Source organism: Brevundimonas sp., from assembly GCF_030656255.1.
Taxonomy (GTDB): domain Bacteria; phylum Pseudomonadota; class Alphaproteobacteria; order Caulobacterales; family Caulobacteraceae; genus Brevundimonas.
Map to the genome: position 1 here is coordinate 1 of NZ_JAUSOE010000066.1, position 15,087 is coordinate 15,087.

The window sequence follows — 15,087 nt, forward strand, 5'->3', positions numbered from 1 at the left end:
GCGGCGGTCTGTTCCAACGAGCCGTTGGCGGCGGACATGCGGACCACCGCGCTTTCCAGCCGGGCCTGGAGGTCGGCGTTCAGGCGTTCGGAAGCGGCGCGAGCACGGATGACCTCGGCGTCGGAGCGGTGCTGGGCGATCAGATCGAACAGGAAGGCGCCGGAGGCGACCAGCGACCAGAGGACGACCGCCACGGCGACGGCGCCCAAAACCACTTGTCTCTGCGCGGTCAGGGCATAGGCCCGGATGTCGTCACGGCTGCGCAGGTAAAGGTAGCGAACGGGCAAAAAACGTTCGAACCAGGATGATTCCGGCGATTGTTCTTGCACGGTCATTAAGCAACGCCCCCACGTCGAGGTGAGGTTTATCCGGCGCAACGATGACACGGGCAAGACTGTTCATGCCGTGTTAACCACGATTGATGAAGTTTTAAGGCCTGATCACACGATTGTTGATTGAGATTCGCGCATTTGGCGAAACTCCGAATCAGAATTCAACCCAATGAACGGGCGGCCTCCAGAACGGCGGCGGCGTGGTCGGCGACCTTGACGTTGCGCCAGGCGCGGGCGACTCGGCCGTGGGCGTCGATCAGGAAGGTGGCGCGCTCGATTCCCATATATTCGCGGCCGTAGAGCTTCTTCTCGACCCAGACGCCCCAGGCCTCGCAGGCAGCGCCGTCCTCGTCCGAGGCCAGGACGACGGAGAGGTCGTATTTGGCTTTGAACTTGTCGTGCTTCTTCACCGTGTCCTTGGACACGCCGATGACGGGCACGCCCAGGGCGGCGAAGTCGGGGGCCAGGGCGGTGAAGTCCTGGGCCTCGCGGGTGCAGCCGGTCGTGTCGTCCTTGGGATAGAAATAGACGACGGCGGGCTTGCCGTTGAGGGCGGCGAGGGAGACCCGGCCGCCGTTGTCGGTCGGCAGGTCGAGAGCGGGGGCGGGCTGGCCTTCGGTGGCTGACATGGTCTGTTTTCCCTGCCGTCATCCTCGGGCTCGACCCGAGGATCGGATGATGGTCGTGTCGCGCGCCGCCCGTTCGCACGAGCGGCGGAAAGCCCGGCCCTCGGATCAAGTCCGAGGGTGACGGAGGTTAGATGGGTTTCACCAGCACGATCTTCTTCTTGCCGGCCGCCAGTTTGACGACGCCGTCCTTGAGGTCGGCCTCGCTCAGCAGCTGGGCGCCGTCGGATACGGCGACGTCGTTCAGGCGAAGACCCCCGCCCTGGGCCAGGCGGCGGGCCTCGCCGTTCGAGGCGGTCAGGCCGGCCTTGGTCACAACGGCGGCGATCATGGCGCCGTAGACCTCGCTCGCCGGCAGTTCGACGGTCGGCAGGTCGGCGGAGACCTGACCCTTTTCGAAGTTGCTCTCGGCGGCGGCGCGGGCCTTGGCGGCCTCCTCGGCGCCGTGCAGCAGGGTGGTCGCCGCGTCGGCGAGGGCCTTCTTGGCGTCGTTGATGGCCGCGCCTTCCAGGGCCTCGTAGTCCGCGATCTGCTCCAGGGTCAGATCTGTGAACAGGCGCATGAAACGGCCTACGTCGGCGTCCTCGGCGTTGCGCCAGAATTGCCAGTAGTCATAGGGGCTCAGCTGTTCGGCGTTCAGCCAGACGGCCCCTTGCGCCGTCTTGCCCATCTTGCCGCCCGAGGCCGTGGTCAACAGCGGCGTGGTCAGGCCGAAGGCGGCCTTCTGATCCACCCGACGCACCAGATCGACGCCCGAGGTGATGTTGCCCCACTGGTCCGATCCGCCCATCTGCAGGGTGACCTTGTGACTCCGGTTCAGTTCCAGGAAGTCCACCGACTGCATCAGCATGTAGTTGAACTCGAGGAAGGTCATCGGCTGCTCGCGCTCAAGGCGCAGCTTGACCGAGTCGAAGCTCAGCATGCGGTTGACGGTGAAATGTGTGCCGAAGTCGCGCAGGAACTGGATGTAGCCGTAGCCCGACAGCCAGTCGTCGTTATTGACCATGACTGCGTCGGTCGGGCCGTCGCCGAAGGTCAGGAATTTGGCGAAGACCGTCTGGATCGAGTCGATGTTCGACTGAATCGTCTCTTCGGTCAGCTGGGGACGCGACGTGTCCTTGCCGGTCGGGTCGCCGACCTTGGTGGTGCCGCCGCCCATCAGGACGATGGGCTTGCCGCCGGCCTGCTGGAGCCGACGCAGCATCATGATCTGGATCAGGCTGCCGACGTGCAGAGACGGGGCGGTGGCGTCGAAGCCGATGTAGCCCGGCACCACGCCCGAGGCGGCCGCCTCGTCGAGCTCTACGGGATGGGTGATCTGGTGGATGTAGCCGCGCGCCTGGAGGGTGCGGAGGAAGTCGGATTTGAAGGCGTGTTCGGTCATGGCGGGGCTCCGTTAGCAGGGATGCCGGCGGTCGTCTTCCATTTCCGAAGAGCGCGTCGCCAGCGAAGGCGGCGCGTGTTCGCGGGCCGCTCGCTTACAGCGGGCGGTAATACAGGCCGGCGATGGCGCGGGCGGCGAACATGGGTTCTGGATAAGGCGCAGCGTTGACCGGCGTCAAGCCTCCGCTACGAAGGGCGGATGCGCCTGCCATTGATCCCACACCCGACCTGTTCCCCCGCCGGGATGACGCTGGAGGTCGAGGCGCGACGGGCGGGGCGGGTGTTGAGCCTGGAATATGTCCTGGCCGGGCCGGTCGAGAGGGTGCGCTGGCCGCAGGCGGCGGCGCGGGCGAGGACCGACGAACTGTGGCGGACGACCTGTTTCGAGGCCTTCGTGCGGACGGCGGACGGCTATGTCGAATATAATCTGTCGCCGTCGGGGGCCTGGGCGGCCTATCGGTTCGACGGCTATCGCGAGGGGATGCGGGCGCTGGAGATCGCGCCGCCCTTCATCGTGACGCGGATGGCGCCCGGGCGGTTCGTGCTGACGGTCGATGTCGAGCTGCCGGAGGATGCGACGGACGCGGTCGGGCTGACGGCGGTGGTCGAGAGGCTGGACGGGGGGCTGGATGGGGCGATCGCCTATTGGGCCTTGGCGCATCCATCGGATAAGCCGGACTTCCATCATCCCGACTCTTTCGCGCTGGAACTGACATGAATTTCGGTCTCGACCGCCTGCTGTCCGACGACGCACTGAAGGCGCAGCTGAAGGGGCGGCGTGTGGCGCTACTGGCGCATCCGGCCTCGGTGACGAAGGATCTGGGTCATGCGGTGGACGCCCTGGCCGCCTGTCCCGAGATCGAACTGACCGCCGCCTTCGGGCCGCAGCACGGGATGAAGGGCGATCTTCAGGACAATATGATGGAGAGCCCGGATTATCGCGATCCGGTGCACGGCTTCCCCGTCTTCAGCCTGTACGGCGAGGTGCGCCGGCCCAGGGACGAGTGGATGGAGACGTTCGACGTCATCCTGATCGACCTGCAGGACCTGGGCTGCCGCATCTACACCTATGTGACCACGCTGCTTTACGTACTCGAGGCGGCGGCGAAACACGGCAAGTCGGTGTGGGTGCTGGACCGGCCCAATCCGGCGGGGCGGCCGGTCGAGGGGCAGACGCTGAAGCCCGGCTGGGAGAGCTTCGTCGGGGCGGGGCCGATGCCGATGCGGCACGGGATGACGATGGGCGAACTGGGCCTGTGGTTCATCGACCAGTTCAAGCTGGATGTGGATTATCGCGTCGTGGAGATGCAAGGCTGGGCGCCGGAGGCGGGGCCGGGCTTCGGCTGGCCGCTGGGCGAGCGGGCCTGGGTCAACCCCAGCCCCAATGCGCCGAACCTGAGCATGGCCAGGGCCTATGCCGGGACGGTGATGCTGGAGGGGGCGACCCTGTCGGAAGGCCGGGGCACGACCCGGCCGCTGGAGCTGTTCGGGGCGCCGGACATCGATGCGCGGGCGGTGATCGCGGAGATGTACGCTCTGGCGCCGGACTGGCTGGGCGGCTGTGTCCTGCGCGACATGTGGTTCGAGCCGACCTTCCACAAACACGTCGGAAAGTTGTGCAGCGGGGTGCAGATCCATGTCGATCACCCCGGATATGACCATGCCGCCTTCAAGCCGTGGCGGGTGCAAGCTCTGGGCTTCAAGGCGATCCGGCGGCTGTATCCCGACTACGATCTGTGGCGCGATTTTCCGTATGAGTATGCGTTCGGGAAACTGCCTATCGACGTGATCAACGGCGGATCGGGCCTGCGGGAATGGGTGGACGACGCGGCGGCGACGCCGGGCGATCTGGACGCGGCGACGCGGCCTGATGAGGCGGCGTGGGAAGAGGCGAGGCGGGGGGGGCTGCTGTATTGAGCCGCGCCTAAACTTCGCCATGAAGGCGCGATCAGTTCCTCTTTCAGTTGTGGAGGGGCGCTATGATTGGATTGATCTTGGCTGCGGCGATGCTGGTTCAGCACGCGCCAACCGAGGTGAGCGCCGAGGCAAGAGCCTTGGTTGCACCGGTCGCCGAGGCCATCGCAGTCGAGAAGGCGCGACAGGCCGATTTGCCTCCCCCAACGTCAGACCGCGAGCGGCTCGAACGTATGGGGGCTTTGGATCAGGTCGGGAGGCGCGCCTTTACGGTTCTGGACTTCAGCACCTTGCCTGCGGATGAGCGACAGTCCGCTGAGGCCTTGGCCTGGAAAAGTATCGGGGCCGTAGATAAGGCTTTGCTCGACGAACTTCTGACCATGGTCCCAACTGAGGGCTGGTTCAAGAAGTCGGTCTATGGCGAGCAGGCTGCCGGCGCCGCCTTTCTGATCATTCAGCATTCCGACTTAGAAAACTGGCGACGATTCGTTCCGGTGCTAGAGCCCCTGGTTGCGCAGGGAGAGGTCGATGGTCAGAGCTATGGCCTGATGTATGACCGTTTGGCGATCAATGAGGGTCGGCCGCAGCGTTATGGCACGCAGATGACGTGCAAGGATGGGCGCTGGGTCGTGGACAAGCTGGAGGATCCCGAGCGCGTCGATGAAAGACGCAGAGCTATGAATTTTCCCGGCACGATGGCCGAGTACGAAGCGCATTTCCGGACCTATCCGCCCTGCACTTAATGTCACGTTTATATATAACCAAAATCTATCACGCATCTGCAAATAAGTGATTGGGCTTATCTGTTGCGGTGCGGTAGGAAGAGGGCCTCCCCAACTCCTGCTGAATGGACGCCCTGCATGGCCCTCATCAACACGACCATCAAACCCTTCACCGCCGAGGCCTATAAGGACGGCAAGTTCCTGACGGTCACGGACGCCGATGTGGCGGGCAAGTGGGCGATCTTCTTCTTCTATCCGGCCGACTTCACCTTCGTGTGCCCGACCGAGCTGGAAGACCTGGCCGACCATTATGCCGAGTTCCAGAAGCTGGGCGTCGAGATCTATTCGGTGTCGACCGACACCCATTTCTCGCACAAGGCCTGGCACGACTCGTCGCCGGCCATCGGCAAGATCACCTACACCATGCTAGGCGATCCCTCGGGTCAGGTGACGAACAACTTCGACGCCATGCGTCCGGGCGTGGGCCTGGCCGACCGCTCGACCTTCCTGGTCGATCCGGACGGCGTGATCCAGTTCACCGAGACCACCTCGGAAGGCATCGGCCGCAACGCCGCCGAGCTGCTGCGCAAGGTCAAGGCCGCCCAGTACGTGCGTTCGCACCCGGGTGAAGTCTGCCCGGCCAAGTGGGAAGAAGGCGAAGCCACCCTGGCCCCGTCGCTCGACCTCGTCGGCAAGATCTAAGCACTACGCCTACCGGGTCCGGCCTTCGGGTCGGACCCACCCGGCCGGACGGCCGAACACTATCGCGCAGGCCTCGCCGGGATCGGCTCGAAGGCGGCGCGTCACCCCTGGAATTCGAGGACTGCCCCATGCTGGACGCCAATCTGAAATCTCAGCTCGAGAGCTACCTCAAGAACATCGTCCATCCGGTCGAACTGGTCGCCTCGCTGGGCGCCGGGCCCAAGTCGATCGAGCTGAAGACCCTGCTGGAGGAGATCGTCTCGGTCTCGCACGGCAAGGTCGAGATGGGCCGCGACTATGACGACGAACGCCAGCCCAGCTTCCTGATCCGCAGGAAGGGCACGGACATCGGCGTGCGGTTCGCGGGGATTCCGCTGGGCCACGAGTTCACCTCGCTGGTGCTGGCCCTGCTGCACGTCGGCGGCCATCCGTCCAAGGCGGCGCAGGAGGTGATCCAGCAGATCAAGGACCTGGACGGCGACTATGTGTTCGAGACCTATTTCTCGCTGTCGTGCCAGAACTGCCCCGACGTGGTGCAGGCCCTGAACCTGATGAGCGTGCTGAACCCGCGCATCAAACACGTCGCCATCGAAGGCGGCCTGTTCAAGGACGAGGTGGACGAGCGCAAGATCATGGCCGTGCCGACGGTCTTCCTGAACGGCGAACTGTTCGGTCAGGGCCGGATGGAGCTGGAGCAGATCGTCGCCCGGCTGGATTCGGGCGCCGAGGCGCGGGCCGCCGAACGGCTGAAGTCCAAGGACCCGTTCGACGTTCTGGTGGTCGGCGGCGGCCCCGCCGGGGCGGCGGCCGCCATCTATACAGCGCGCAAGGGCATTCGCACCGGCATCGCGGCCGAGCGGTTCGGCGGCCAGGTGCTGGACACGATGGCGATCGAGAACTTCATTTCGGTGCCCCATACCGAGGGGCCGAAACTGGCCGCCCATCTGGAACAGCATGTCCGCGAATATGAGGTGGACCTGATGAACCTGCAGAAGGCGGCCAAGCTGGTCCCGGCCAAGGTTCCGGGCGGGCTGCACGAGGTGGTGCTGGAGAACGGCGCGTCGTTGAAGTCGCGGACCGTGATCCTGGCCACCGGCGCGCGCTGGCGCCAGATGAATGTGCCCGGCGAAGACCAGTACAAGAACAAGGGCGTGGCCTATTGCCCGCACTGCGACGGGCCGCTGTTCAAGGGCAAGCGGGTGGCGGTGATCGGCGGCGGCAACTCGGGCGTCGAGGCGGCCATCGATCTGGCGGGCATCGTGGCCCATGTGACCCTGATCGAATACGACAGCGAGCTGCGGGCCGATGCGGTGCTGCAACGCAAGCTGGCGACCCTGCCGAACGTGCGGATCGTCACCTCGGCCCTGACGACCCAGGTTCATGGCGACGGCGAGAAGGTGACGGGCCTGTCCTACAAGGACCGCAACTCGGACGCCCACCACGACGTCGATCTGGAAGGGATCTTTGTTCAGATCGGTCTGGTGCCGAACACCGAATGGCTGAAAGGCGCCGTGGGCCTGACGGCGCGCGGCGAGATCGAGGTGGATCACCGCGGCGAGACGTCTCAGCCGGGCATCTTCGGCGCGGGCGATGTGACGACCGTGCCCTACAAGCAGATCGTCGTGGCGATGGGCGAGGGCTCCAAGGCGGGGCTCGCGGCCTTCGACTACATGATCCGCACGGTTCCGGCGAAGGAAGAGGTGGTGGCGGCCTAAGGCCGCCCGGCGTGGTCAGCGAGGGTGCGATCGTTCACGTCGCACAATGTCCGCCTGCGTCTTCGCCAGGCCTTCCGACGTGGGCGCATTAGGACGCGGATGATCGCCTTCGTTCCAGACGCGGGCGGCCTCCAGGCATTGACCTGGCGTCGTGGGGCCTGCGCAGGGCAGCGCATAGGGGCTGCGGGCGATCTCATCGCCGCGTACGGTAGTGCAGCCCCCGAGGATCATCATTGCCAGCAGCACAGTCGGGATTGAGATCCGCCGCATAAACTTCCTCCGCATTCCTGCGTCGAACAATACACGGGGAGCGGATGCCGGCAACGGCCTGAAGTGGTGCGGCGATCTCGGACACCTCGGGTTGGGCTCTCGACAGCGACGGAGGCGACCGGAAACGGATGTCGCCCGATCATGCTGCTGAGTTCTTAATCGCGGGTGTCAGTGCAGCTTCAGCCGCCCCGAGACCCGGCGGTGCAGCAGGCGCGACAGGGCCAGGATGGCGGTGCGGCGGACGCCCAGAATGGCGCGGTGATGGTCCAGGTGCAGGGCCATATAGGCCCATTTGGCGATCAGCCCCTCGATCAGGAAGTTCGGACCGCCCAGATTGCCCATCAGGGAGCCGACGCCCCGGTCGCCGCCCAGGGACACCAGCGAACCCTTGTCATGATAGACGTAGGGGCCGGGATCGCGCGACGGCTCTGACAGGGCCTTGGCCAGATAGGCGGCCTGTTGCGCCGCCGCCTGGGCGCGGGCGGGGACCGGACGTCCCTCTGGCCCCGGCGCCTCGGCGCAGTCGCCCATGGCGTAGATGTCGGGGGCCGAGGTGCGCAGGTGGTCGTCCACCACGAACTGATTGATACGGCCGGTGGTCAGGCCCAGGTCGCGGTTGGCGTCCGCCGCCTTGACCCCGGCCGCCCAGACGATCAGGTCGGCGGGGACTTCACCCCTGGAGGTGTCCAGCCGGTCGGCGTGGACGGCCTGGACCTTGGCGTCGGTCAGCAGGCGAACGCCCTTTTCCTCGAGGGCGTGGGCGGCCTTGGCCGAGACGCGTTCGGGCAGGCCGCCCAGGATGCGGGGCGCCGCCTCGACAATGGTGACGGCGAGGTCGAACTTCTGACCCTCGGTCAGGCCGGCCGACAGTTCGTCGTGCCCCTCGATCAGTTCGGTGGACAGTTCGACGCCGGTTGCGCCCGCTCCGACGATGGCGATGTTCATCGTCCGCCCGTCGGAATAGGCCGCCGCCAGGAAGGCGGCGGTCAGCCGCTTGTTGAAGGCCTCTGCGTCCGCGACGTTTTCCAGCAGATGGGCGTGTTCGGCGGCGCCGGGCGTGCCGAACAGGTTCGATCCGCTGCCGATCGCCAGGACCAGAGTCTTGAACGTCAGGGTGCGCGGCGCGACCAGAACGGCCCCGTCCTGATCACGGATTTCCCCCAGGGTCAGGGTCTTGTTCGCCGGATCGAGACCTATCAGGTCGCCGAAGGCGAAGCTGAAATGGTTGCGCCGCGCCAGGATCGGATAGGACAGACCCTCCTGGTGACTGTCCAGAGAACCGGCGGCGACCTCGTGCAGGCTGGGCTTCCACAGATGGAAGATGGAGCGGTCGATCAGCAGGACGCGACGGCGACCATCGCCCGGGCCGAACCGGCGGCCCAGACGGGCGGCCAGCTCAAGCCCGCCGGCGCCGCCGCCGATGATGACGATGTCGTGCTGCATCCGGGTCTCCTTGGGGAGACTCAAATCTAGGCTCAGGCCGGCTTTTCTTCCAGACGCTTGTCCAGATAGGCGCCGACGCGGCGTTCGACGGCGCTGATGTGGTCCTGCCAGAAGTGGCTGGCGCCCTCTTCCAGTTCGTAGTCGATGATGATGCCCTTCTGGGTGCGTAGCTTGTTGACCACGCGTTCGACCTCGGCCGGGGGCACGACGGTGTCGGCGGTGCCGTGCAGGAACAGGCCCGAGGCCGGGCAGGGGGCCAGGAAGCTGAAATCATACATGTTGGACGGGGGCGAGACCGAGATGAAGCCGTCCGTCTCGGGCCGGCGCATCAGAAGCTGCATGCCGATATAAGCGCCGAACTGATAGCCGCCGACCCAGGTCTGGCTGGCGCCGGGGTTGTTGGATTGGAGCCAATCGAGCGCGGTGGCGGCGTCAGCCAGCTCGCCGATTCCGGAATCGAACTCGCCCTGCGACTTGCCCACGCCGCGCGAATTATAGCGCAGGGTGGCGAAGCCGCGCTGCTGGAACAACTGGTGCAGGGTGACGGTCACCGGGTTGTTCATATGCCCGCCCGCCTTGGGGTGCGGGTGCAGAATCAACGCGATGGGGGCGTTCGGGCGCTTGCCCGGGGAATAGCGGCCTTCGATGCGACCGGAGGCGCCGGGCAGGATGACTTCAGGCATAGGGGCTCTGGAATCCGTTCAACTGTCATTTCGCGTGTGCGTAATACTTGACCGCTGAGGTGGGACTTTCTAAGTCCCTCCGCAAGCGAGCCGCCTTTGCGAAGGCGCGGGTTCTAGCACAAGAGCCCCGAAAAGCGCGCAATTTTTGAGGCTGGAATATGCGTCTGTCCACCAAGGGACGATACGCCGTAATGGCGATGGCCGATCTGGCGAAGAACGGGCGCGGCGAAAGCGGTGAAATCCGGGCGGTTTCGCTGGCCGAGATCGCTGCGCGCCAGGAGATTTCGCTGAGCTATCTGGAGCAGTTGTTCGCCCGTCTGCGCAAGAGCGGCCTGGTCAAGAGCGTGCGCGGCCCTGGCGGCGGTTATCGGCTGGCCAAGGGGGCGCATGAGACGGTGGTGGCCGAGATCGTGCTGGCGGTGGACGAACCGATCCGGGCGACGCGCTGTGTGGCCCACGGCACGCCCAAGGGCTGCATGCTGGCCGGCGAACGTTGCATCACCCATGATCTGTGGGAAGATCTGGGCGACGAGATCCATCGCTATCTGGCCGGGGTGTCTCTGGAAGACGTGGTGATGAACCGCACGGCCCAGCGCCGGCGCAATCTGCAGGCCGCCGAGCCCGTGGGGGTGGCGGCATGATGGCGATCTATCTGGACTACAACGCCTCGGGCCTGGTGCGGCCCGAGGTGCTGGAGATCATGGCCAAGGCCCTGGCCGACAACGGCAATCCCTCGGCGGTCCATGCCGCCGGGCGGCGGGCGCGGGCGCGGGTCGAGACGGCGCGGGCCCAGGTCGCCGAACTGGTCGGGGCGGACCCGACGGCGGTGGTGTTCAACAGCGGTGGCACGGAAGCCAATGCGCAGGGCCTCGCCAGCGCGCTGGCGGCCGGGTGCGAACGCCTGATCGTCTCGGCTACCGAGCATCCGTGCGTCGCCGAGGCGGCGGCCCATGCGGGGGTTCCGGTCGAGGTTCTGCCGGTGGATGCGAATGGCGTGATCGATCTGGACTGGCTGGCGCAGGCGTTGTCGCGGCCGGGCCGGGCGGTGGTGGCGTTACACCATGCGAACAATGAAAGCGGTGTGATCCAGCCGGTCGTCGAGGCGGCGGCTTTGGTGCGTGCGGCCGACGGCTGGCTGCACATCGACGCCATCCAGTCGGCGGGCAAGATCCCGGTCGATATGCGGGCGCTGGACGCGGACAGTCTGACCCTGTCGGCGCACAAGCTGGGCGGGGCGCAGGGCGTCGGAGCGCTGGTCTTCAAGGACGGGGTCTCGGGCGTGCGTATTCTGCACGGATCGGGGCAGGAGCGGGGTCTGCGGGCCGGGACCGAGAATGTGCCGGGCATCGCCGGCTTCGGCGTGGCCGCAGACTGCGCTGCGCGTGATCTGGAGGCCATGGCCTCGCATGTCGGCTGGCGTGATGCGGCCCAGGCCCGGGTGAAGGCCGCCGGGGCGACGATCATCGGCGAGCAGGCCGCGCGCCTGCCCAACACCCTGTTCATGGCGGTCGAGGGCTGGGACAGTCCTCAACAGCTGATCACGCTGGATCTGGCGGGCGTCATGGTGTCGGCGGGCTCCGCCTGTTCGTCGGGCAAGGTCAAGCCGTCCAAGACGATCAGCGCCATGGGGCTGAACAGCCTGGCGACCGGGGGCGTGCGCGTCTCCGGCGGCTGGGGCACGACCGAGGGCGACTGGAGCCGGTTCGCCGACGCCTGGATCGCCGCCTATGACAAGCATAAGACACGCGCCGCCGCGCGCGTGAGAGAGGTCGCCTGATGGTCGCCGTCAAGGAAACCGTCGATGCGGTCGCCGCGCTGGAGAAATATGCGCACGGCTTCACCTCGGACATCGAGCAGGAGTTCGCGCCGCGTGGCCTGAACGCCGACATCGTGCGCTTCATCTCCGAGAAGAAGGGCGAGCCGGAGTGGATGCTGGAATGGCGCCTGGCCGCCTATGAGCGCTGGCTGGCGATGGAGGAACCGACCTGGGCGGCGGTGAAGTATGAGCCGGTCGATTACCAGTCGCTGTTCTACTATGCGGCGCCCAAGCAGAAGGAAGGGCCGAAGTCGCTGGACGAGGTCGATCCCGAGATCTTGGAAATCTACAAGAAGCTGGGCATCCCGCTGAAGGAGCAGGAGGTGCTGGCGGGGGTGCAGGGCGCGCCGCGCGTGGCCGTGGACGCCGTGTTCGACAGCGTCTCGGTGGTCACCACCTTCAAGGAGGAACTGGCCAAGGTCGGCGTGATCTTCATGCCGATTTCCGAGGCCTTGCGCGAATATCCGGATCTGGTGCGGCAATATCTGGGGTCGGTGGTGCCGGTCTCGGACAACTATTTCGCGGCCCTGAACAGCGCGGTGTTTTCGGACGGGTCGTTCGTCTACATCCCGCCGGGCGTGCGCTGCCCGATGGAGCTGTCGACCTATTTCCGCATCAATGCGAGCCAGACGGGCCAGTTCGAACGCACCCTGATCATCGCCGACAAGGGCAGCTATTGCTCCTATCTGGAGGGCTGCACCGCGCCGATGCGCGACGAGAACCAGCTGCATGCGGCCGTGGTCGAGATCGTGGCGCTGGACGACGCCGAGGTGAAGTACTCCACCGTCCAGAATTGGTATCCGGGCGACGCTGAAGGCAAGGGCGGCATCTACAACTTCGTCACCAAGCGGGCCGACTGCCGGGGGGATCGGTCGAAGGTGTCCTGGACCCAGGTCGAGACCGGTTCGGCCGTGACCTGGAAATATCCATCCTGCATCCTGAAGGGCGACGACAGCTCGGGCGAGTTCTATTCCATCGCCATCACCAACGGACATCAGCAGGCCGACACCGGCACCAAGATGATCCACCTGGGCAAGAACACCAAGTCGCGGATCATCGCCAAGGCGGTGTCGGCGGGCAAGTCGGACTCGACCTATCGCGGTCTGGTCTCGGTGCATCCGAAGGCGACGGGGGTGCGCAACTTCACCCAGTGCGATTCCTTGCTGATCGGCAAGGAGTGCGGCTCGCACACCATCCCCTACATCGAGGCCCGCAACGGCTCGGCCCAGCTGGAGCACGAGGCGACGACGACGCGCCTGAGCGACGACCAGCTGTTCTATGCGCAGCAGCGGGGGCTGTCGCAGGAGGAGGCGGTGGCCCTGCTGGTCAACGGATTCGTCCGCGACGTGATGCAGAAACTGCCAATGGAGTTCGCCGTCGAGGCGCAGAAGCTGGTGGCGATCAGCCTTGAGGGGAGTGTGGGGTGACCAGCTTCCACCAGCGCTTTTTCAATCGTCGGCTAACCGGCTTTTACCCCAAGGGACCGAAGGCGCGTCGTTTTGGTCTTATCGGCCTCGGCATTTTCCTTACTCTTGGCGCAACCGGCCTCGCCTTGCTTTTCAATGGGCAGAAGACCTTCGGCCAGATTGTCCTCGGCGCATTGGCCATTTTGATCATCGCTTACAACGGCTTTGTGTCCACTCGTTCGGACCTGTGAGAACTATGCTTTCCATCAACAACCTCCACGTCTCCGTCGGCGACAAGCCGATCCTCAAGGGGCTGACGCTCGACGTCCCCGCCGGCGAGGTGCACGCCATCATGGGGCCGAACGGAGCGGGCAAGTCGACGCTGGGTTACGCCCTGTCGGGGCGGCCGGGCTATGAGGCGACCGAAGGCGCGGTCGAATGGGCGGGCGAGGACCTGCTGGCGCTGGACCCGGCCGAGCGGGCGGCCAAGGGCGTCTTCCTGTCGTTCCAGTATCCGATCGAAATCCCCGGCGTGCCCGCTTTGACCTTCGTGCGGACGGCGCTGAATGCGCAGAAGCGCGCGCGCGGCGAGGAGGAGGTGGCGGCGCCGGCCTTCCTGAAGCTGGTCCGCGAAGCGTCCAAGGCGCTGAAGATGGACTTCGACATGCTGAAGCGGCCGCTGAACGTCGGCTTCTCGGGCGGCGAGAAGAAGCGGATGGAAATCCTGCAGATGGCCCTGCTGGAGCCGTCGCTGCTGATCCTGGACGAGACGGATTCGGGCCTGGACATCGACGCCCTGCGGATTGTGTCGGAAGGGGTGAACGCCCTGCGTCGCCCGGACCGGGCCATGCTGGTCATCACCCACTATCAGCGGCTGCTGGACTATATCAAACCGGACCGGGTCCATGTGCTGGCCGGCGGGCGGATCGTGGCCTCGGGCGGGCCGGAGCTGGCGCTGGAACTGGAAGCGGAAGGCTACGACAAATATCTGTCGCCCGTCCCGGAGGGGGCGTTGTGAGCGCGGCCTCGCGGATCGATCTGACCGACGCCGCCACCTTCCCGTCGCGGCGGACGGAGGCGTGGAAATACAGCGATCTGAAGCGCTATCTTCGCGAGGCGCCGCAGCCGTCGGGCACGGCCGCCGTGGGCGCGCCGGGGCCGTTCTACGCCCTGGGCGGGGACGCCATCGTCTTCGCCAACGGCCGCGCCGTGGGGGTGACCGACTTCATCGCCTCGGGCGATCAGACCCTGAGGCTGCGCTATATCACCGACGCCGTGGGGACCGGCCATACGGCCAGCGCGCGGGTCTCGGCGCGAGCCGGCGCCCGGCTGCTGCTGCTGGAGACGCATGAGGGCGCGGGCTCGGCCTATGTGGCTCATAACCGGCTGGAGCTGGACGTCGCCCACGGGGCGGAGGTGACGCGGGTGGTCCTGATCGAGGAGCCCGAGGACGCCATCTCCATCGCCGAGGCCGATGTGCGGGTCGAAGCCGGCGGCGTGTTCCGCCAGACGGTGGTGACGACCGGCGCGAAACTGCAGCGGATCGAGACCCGGGTGAAGCATTTCGCCCAGGGCGCCCAGGTGCGGATGGACGGCCTGTATCTGCTGAACGGCTCGCGTCACGCCGACCTGACCTCGAGCGTCAGCCATCTGGCGGCCGACGGCGCGACCAGCCAGCTGATCAAGGGCGTGGCCCGCGACACGGCGCGCGGCGTCTTCCAGGGCAAGATCGTGGTCGAGCGCGGGGCCGACGGCACGGATGCGCGCATGGGCCACCACGCCCTGATCGCGTCGGAACGGGCCGAGATCGACGCCAAGCCGGAACTGATCATCTATGCCGACGACGTGCAGTGCGCGCACGGCAATACGGTGGGGACGCTGGACGAGAGCGCCCTGTTCTACATGCAGCAACGGGGGATTCCGGCCGATGAGGCCCGCACCCTGCTGACCCAGGCCTTCCTGATCGAGGTCATCGACCGGATCGAACATGAAGGCGCGAGAGAGGTGGCGCGGGAATGGCTGACGGCTCGGTTGTGACTGATCTTGCCCCCTCCGTCGTGGCGCAAGAGCGCCAC

At 66.1% G+C, this 15,087-nt stretch carries 16 protein-coding genes; 11 read left to right on the forward strand and 5 right to left on the reverse strand.

All coding sequences use genetic code 11. The features are described 5' to 3' along the window. The 3 genes from Q7J26_RS07105 to tyrS all read right to left on the reverse strand — a co-directional run. Nucleotides 1-287 (reverse strand): DUF5930 domain-containing protein (locus tag Q7J26_RS07105; RefSeq protein WP_304935788.1); only part of this gene is annotated, 287 nt, incomplete at its 3' end. A gap of 206 nt (nt 288-493) precedes the next feature. After that, complete coding sequence (locus Q7J26_RS07110; protein WP_304935789.1) at nt 494-961, reverse strand: peroxiredoxin; 468 nt, start codon at nt 959-961, stop codon at nt 494-496. 127 nt (nt 962-1,088) lie between these two features. Continuing rightward, on the reverse strand, nt 1,089-2,342 hold the full coding sequence (gene tyrS, locus Q7J26_RS07115) for a tyrosine--tRNA ligase (protein WP_304935790.1): 1,254 nt from the start codon (nt 2,340-2,342) through the stop codon (nt 1,089-1,091). Between the two features lie 198 nt (nt 2,343-2,540). On the opposite strand from tyrS, the gene Q7J26_RS07120 reads away from it, so the two are divergent. The 5 genes from Q7J26_RS07120 to ahpF all read left to right on the forward strand — a co-directional run bounded on the left by Q7J26_RS07120 (nt 2,541) and on the right by ahpF (nt 7,394). Beyond that, complete coding sequence (locus Q7J26_RS07120; protein ID WP_304935791.1) at nt 2,541-3,059, forward strand: DOMON-like domain-containing protein; 519 nt, start codon at nt 2,541-2,543, stop codon at nt 3,057-3,059. Further along, nucleotides 3,056-4,258: a DUF1343 domain-containing protein gene (locus tag Q7J26_RS07125; protein ID WP_304935792.1), complete on the forward strand. Its 1,203-nt coding sequence runs from the start codon at nt 3,056-3,058 to the stop codon at nt 4,256-4,258. The genes Q7J26_RS07120 and Q7J26_RS07125 overlap by 4 nt, the downstream gene beginning before the upstream one ends. A 62-nt stretch (nt 4,259-4,320) precedes the next feature. After that, nucleotides 4,321-4,998 carry a DUF6624 domain-containing protein gene (locus tag Q7J26_RS07130; protein ID WP_304935793.1) on the forward strand — a complete coding sequence of 226 codons (678 nt, stop codon included), beginning with the start codon at nt 4,321-4,323 and terminating at the stop codon, nt 4,996-4,998. Between the two features lie 117 nt (nt 4,999-5,115). Then, nucleotides 5,116-5,679, forward strand: a complete 564-nt coding sequence (gene ahpC / locus Q7J26_RS07135) for an alkyl hydroperoxide reductase subunit C (protein ID WP_304935794.1) — start codon at nt 5,116-5,118, stop codon at nt 5,677-5,679. Between the two features lie 128 nt (nt 5,680-5,807). Then, nucleotides 5,808-7,394, forward strand: coding sequence for an alkyl hydroperoxide reductase subunit F (gene ahpF / locus Q7J26_RS07140; RefSeq protein ID WP_304935795.1), 1,587 nt, complete (start codon nt 5,808-5,810; stop codon nt 7,392-7,394). A 438-nt stretch (nt 7,395-7,832) separates the two neighbouring features. Here the strand turns inward: ahpF and Q7J26_RS07145 are convergent, their stop codons facing one another. Continuing rightward, the gene (locus Q7J26_RS07145; protein WP_304935796.1) at nt 7,833-9,107 is read right to left on the reverse strand and encodes an NAD(P)/FAD-dependent oxidoreductase; all 1,275 of its coding nucleotides are present in this window, start codon (nt 9,105-9,107) and stop codon (nt 7,833-7,835) included. 32 nt (nt 9,108-9,139) lie between these two features. Further along, nucleotides 9,140-9,790 carry an alpha/beta hydrolase gene (locus Q7J26_RS07150; RefSeq protein WP_008262115.1) on the reverse strand — a complete coding sequence of 217 codons (651 nt, stop codon included), beginning with the start codon at nt 9,788-9,790 and terminating at the stop codon, nt 9,140-9,142. A gap of 158 nt (nt 9,791-9,948) precedes the next feature. Between Q7J26_RS07150 and Q7J26_RS07155 the strand changes: the two genes are divergently transcribed. From Q7J26_RS07155 to sufD, 6 genes are read left to right on the forward strand one after another with little or no spacing between them, the layout of a single operon-like run. After that, the gene (locus tag Q7J26_RS07155) at nt 9,949-10,431 is read left to right on the forward strand and encodes an Rrf2 family transcriptional regulator (RefSeq protein ID WP_304935797.1); all 483 of its coding nucleotides are present in this window, start codon (nt 9,949-9,951) and stop codon (nt 10,429-10,431) included. Further along, nucleotides 10,428-11,567, forward strand: a complete 1,140-nt coding sequence (locus Q7J26_RS07160; RefSeq protein ID WP_304935798.1) for a cysteine desulfurase family protein — start codon at nt 10,428-10,430, stop codon at nt 11,565-11,567. The genes Q7J26_RS07155 and Q7J26_RS07160 overlap by 4 nt, the downstream gene beginning before the upstream one ends. Further along, a complete protein-coding gene (gene sufB / locus Q7J26_RS07165; RefSeq protein WP_304935799.1) occupies nt 11,567-13,033 on the forward strand; it encodes a Fe-S cluster assembly protein SufB in 1,467 nt (488 codons plus the stop codon). The genes Q7J26_RS07160 and sufB overlap by 1 nt, the downstream gene beginning before the upstream one ends. Continuing rightward, on the forward strand, nt 13,030-13,263 hold the full coding sequence (locus tag Q7J26_RS07170; RefSeq protein ID WP_304935800.1) for a hypothetical protein: 234 nt from the start codon (nt 13,030-13,032) through the stop codon (nt 13,261-13,263). The genes sufB and Q7J26_RS07170 overlap by 4 nt, the downstream gene beginning before the upstream one ends. A 5-nt stretch (nt 13,264-13,268) precedes the next feature. Next, nucleotides 13,269-14,030: a Fe-S cluster assembly ATPase SufC gene (gene sufC / locus Q7J26_RS07175; RefSeq protein ID WP_304935801.1), complete on the forward strand. Its 762-nt coding sequence runs from the start codon at nt 13,269-13,271 to the stop codon at nt 14,028-14,030. Next, a complete protein-coding gene (gene sufD / locus Q7J26_RS07180; RefSeq protein ID WP_304935802.1) occupies nt 14,027-15,049 on the forward strand; it encodes a Fe-S cluster assembly protein SufD in 1,023 nt (340 codons plus the stop codon). Before sufC ends, sufD begins: the two co-directional genes overlap by 4 nt. Nucleotides 15,050-15,087: the final 38 nt, after the last annotated feature.

Bases quoted from the DNA above. Each gene is read 5' to 3' on its own strand.
- Q7J26_RS07110 (WP_304935789.1), bottom strand. From the start codon at position 961: ATGTCAGCCACCGAAGGCCAGCCCGCCCCCGCTCTCGACCTGCCGACC.
- tyrS (WP_304935790.1), bottom strand. From the start codon at position 2,342: ATGACCGAACACGCCTTCAAATCCGACTTCCTCCGCACCCTCCAGGCG.
- Q7J26_RS07120 (WP_304935791.1), top strand. From the start codon at position 2,541: ATGCGCCTGCCATTGATCCCACACCCGACCTGTTCCCCCGCCGGGATG.
- Q7J26_RS07125 (WP_304935792.1), top strand. From the start codon at position 3,056: ATGAATTTCGGTCTCGACCGCCTGCTGTCCGACGACGCACTGAAGGCG.
- Q7J26_RS07130 (WP_304935793.1), top strand. From the start codon at position 4,321: ATGATTGGATTGATCTTGGCTGCGGCGATGCTGGTTCAGCACGCGCCA.
- ahpC (WP_304935794.1), top strand. From the start codon at position 5,116: ATGGCCCTCATCAACACGACCATCAAACCCTTCACCGCCGAGGCCTAT.
- ahpF (WP_304935795.1), top strand. From the start codon at position 5,808: ATGCTGGACGCCAATCTGAAATCTCAGCTCGAGAGCTACCTCAAGAAC.
- Q7J26_RS07145 (WP_304935796.1), bottom strand. From the start codon at position 9,107: ATGCAGCACGACATCGTCATCATCGGCGGCGGCGCCGGCGGGCTTGAG.
- Q7J26_RS07150 (WP_008262115.1), bottom strand. From the start codon at position 9,790: ATGCCTGAAGTCATCCTGCCCGGCGCCTCCGGTCGCATCGAAGGCCGC.
- Q7J26_RS07155 (WP_304935797.1), top strand. From the start codon at position 9,949: ATGCGTCTGTCCACCAAGGGACGATACGCCGTAATGGCGATGGCCGAT.
- Q7J26_RS07160 (WP_304935798.1), top strand. From the start codon at position 10,428: ATGATGGCGATCTATCTGGACTACAACGCCTCGGGCCTGGTGCGGCCC.
- sufB (WP_304935799.1), top strand. From the start codon at position 11,567: ATGGTCGCCGTCAAGGAAACCGTCGATGCGGTCGCCGCGCTGGAGAAA.
- sufC (WP_304935801.1), top strand. From the start codon at position 13,269: ATGCTTTCCATCAACAACCTCCACGTCTCCGTCGGCGACAAGCCGATC.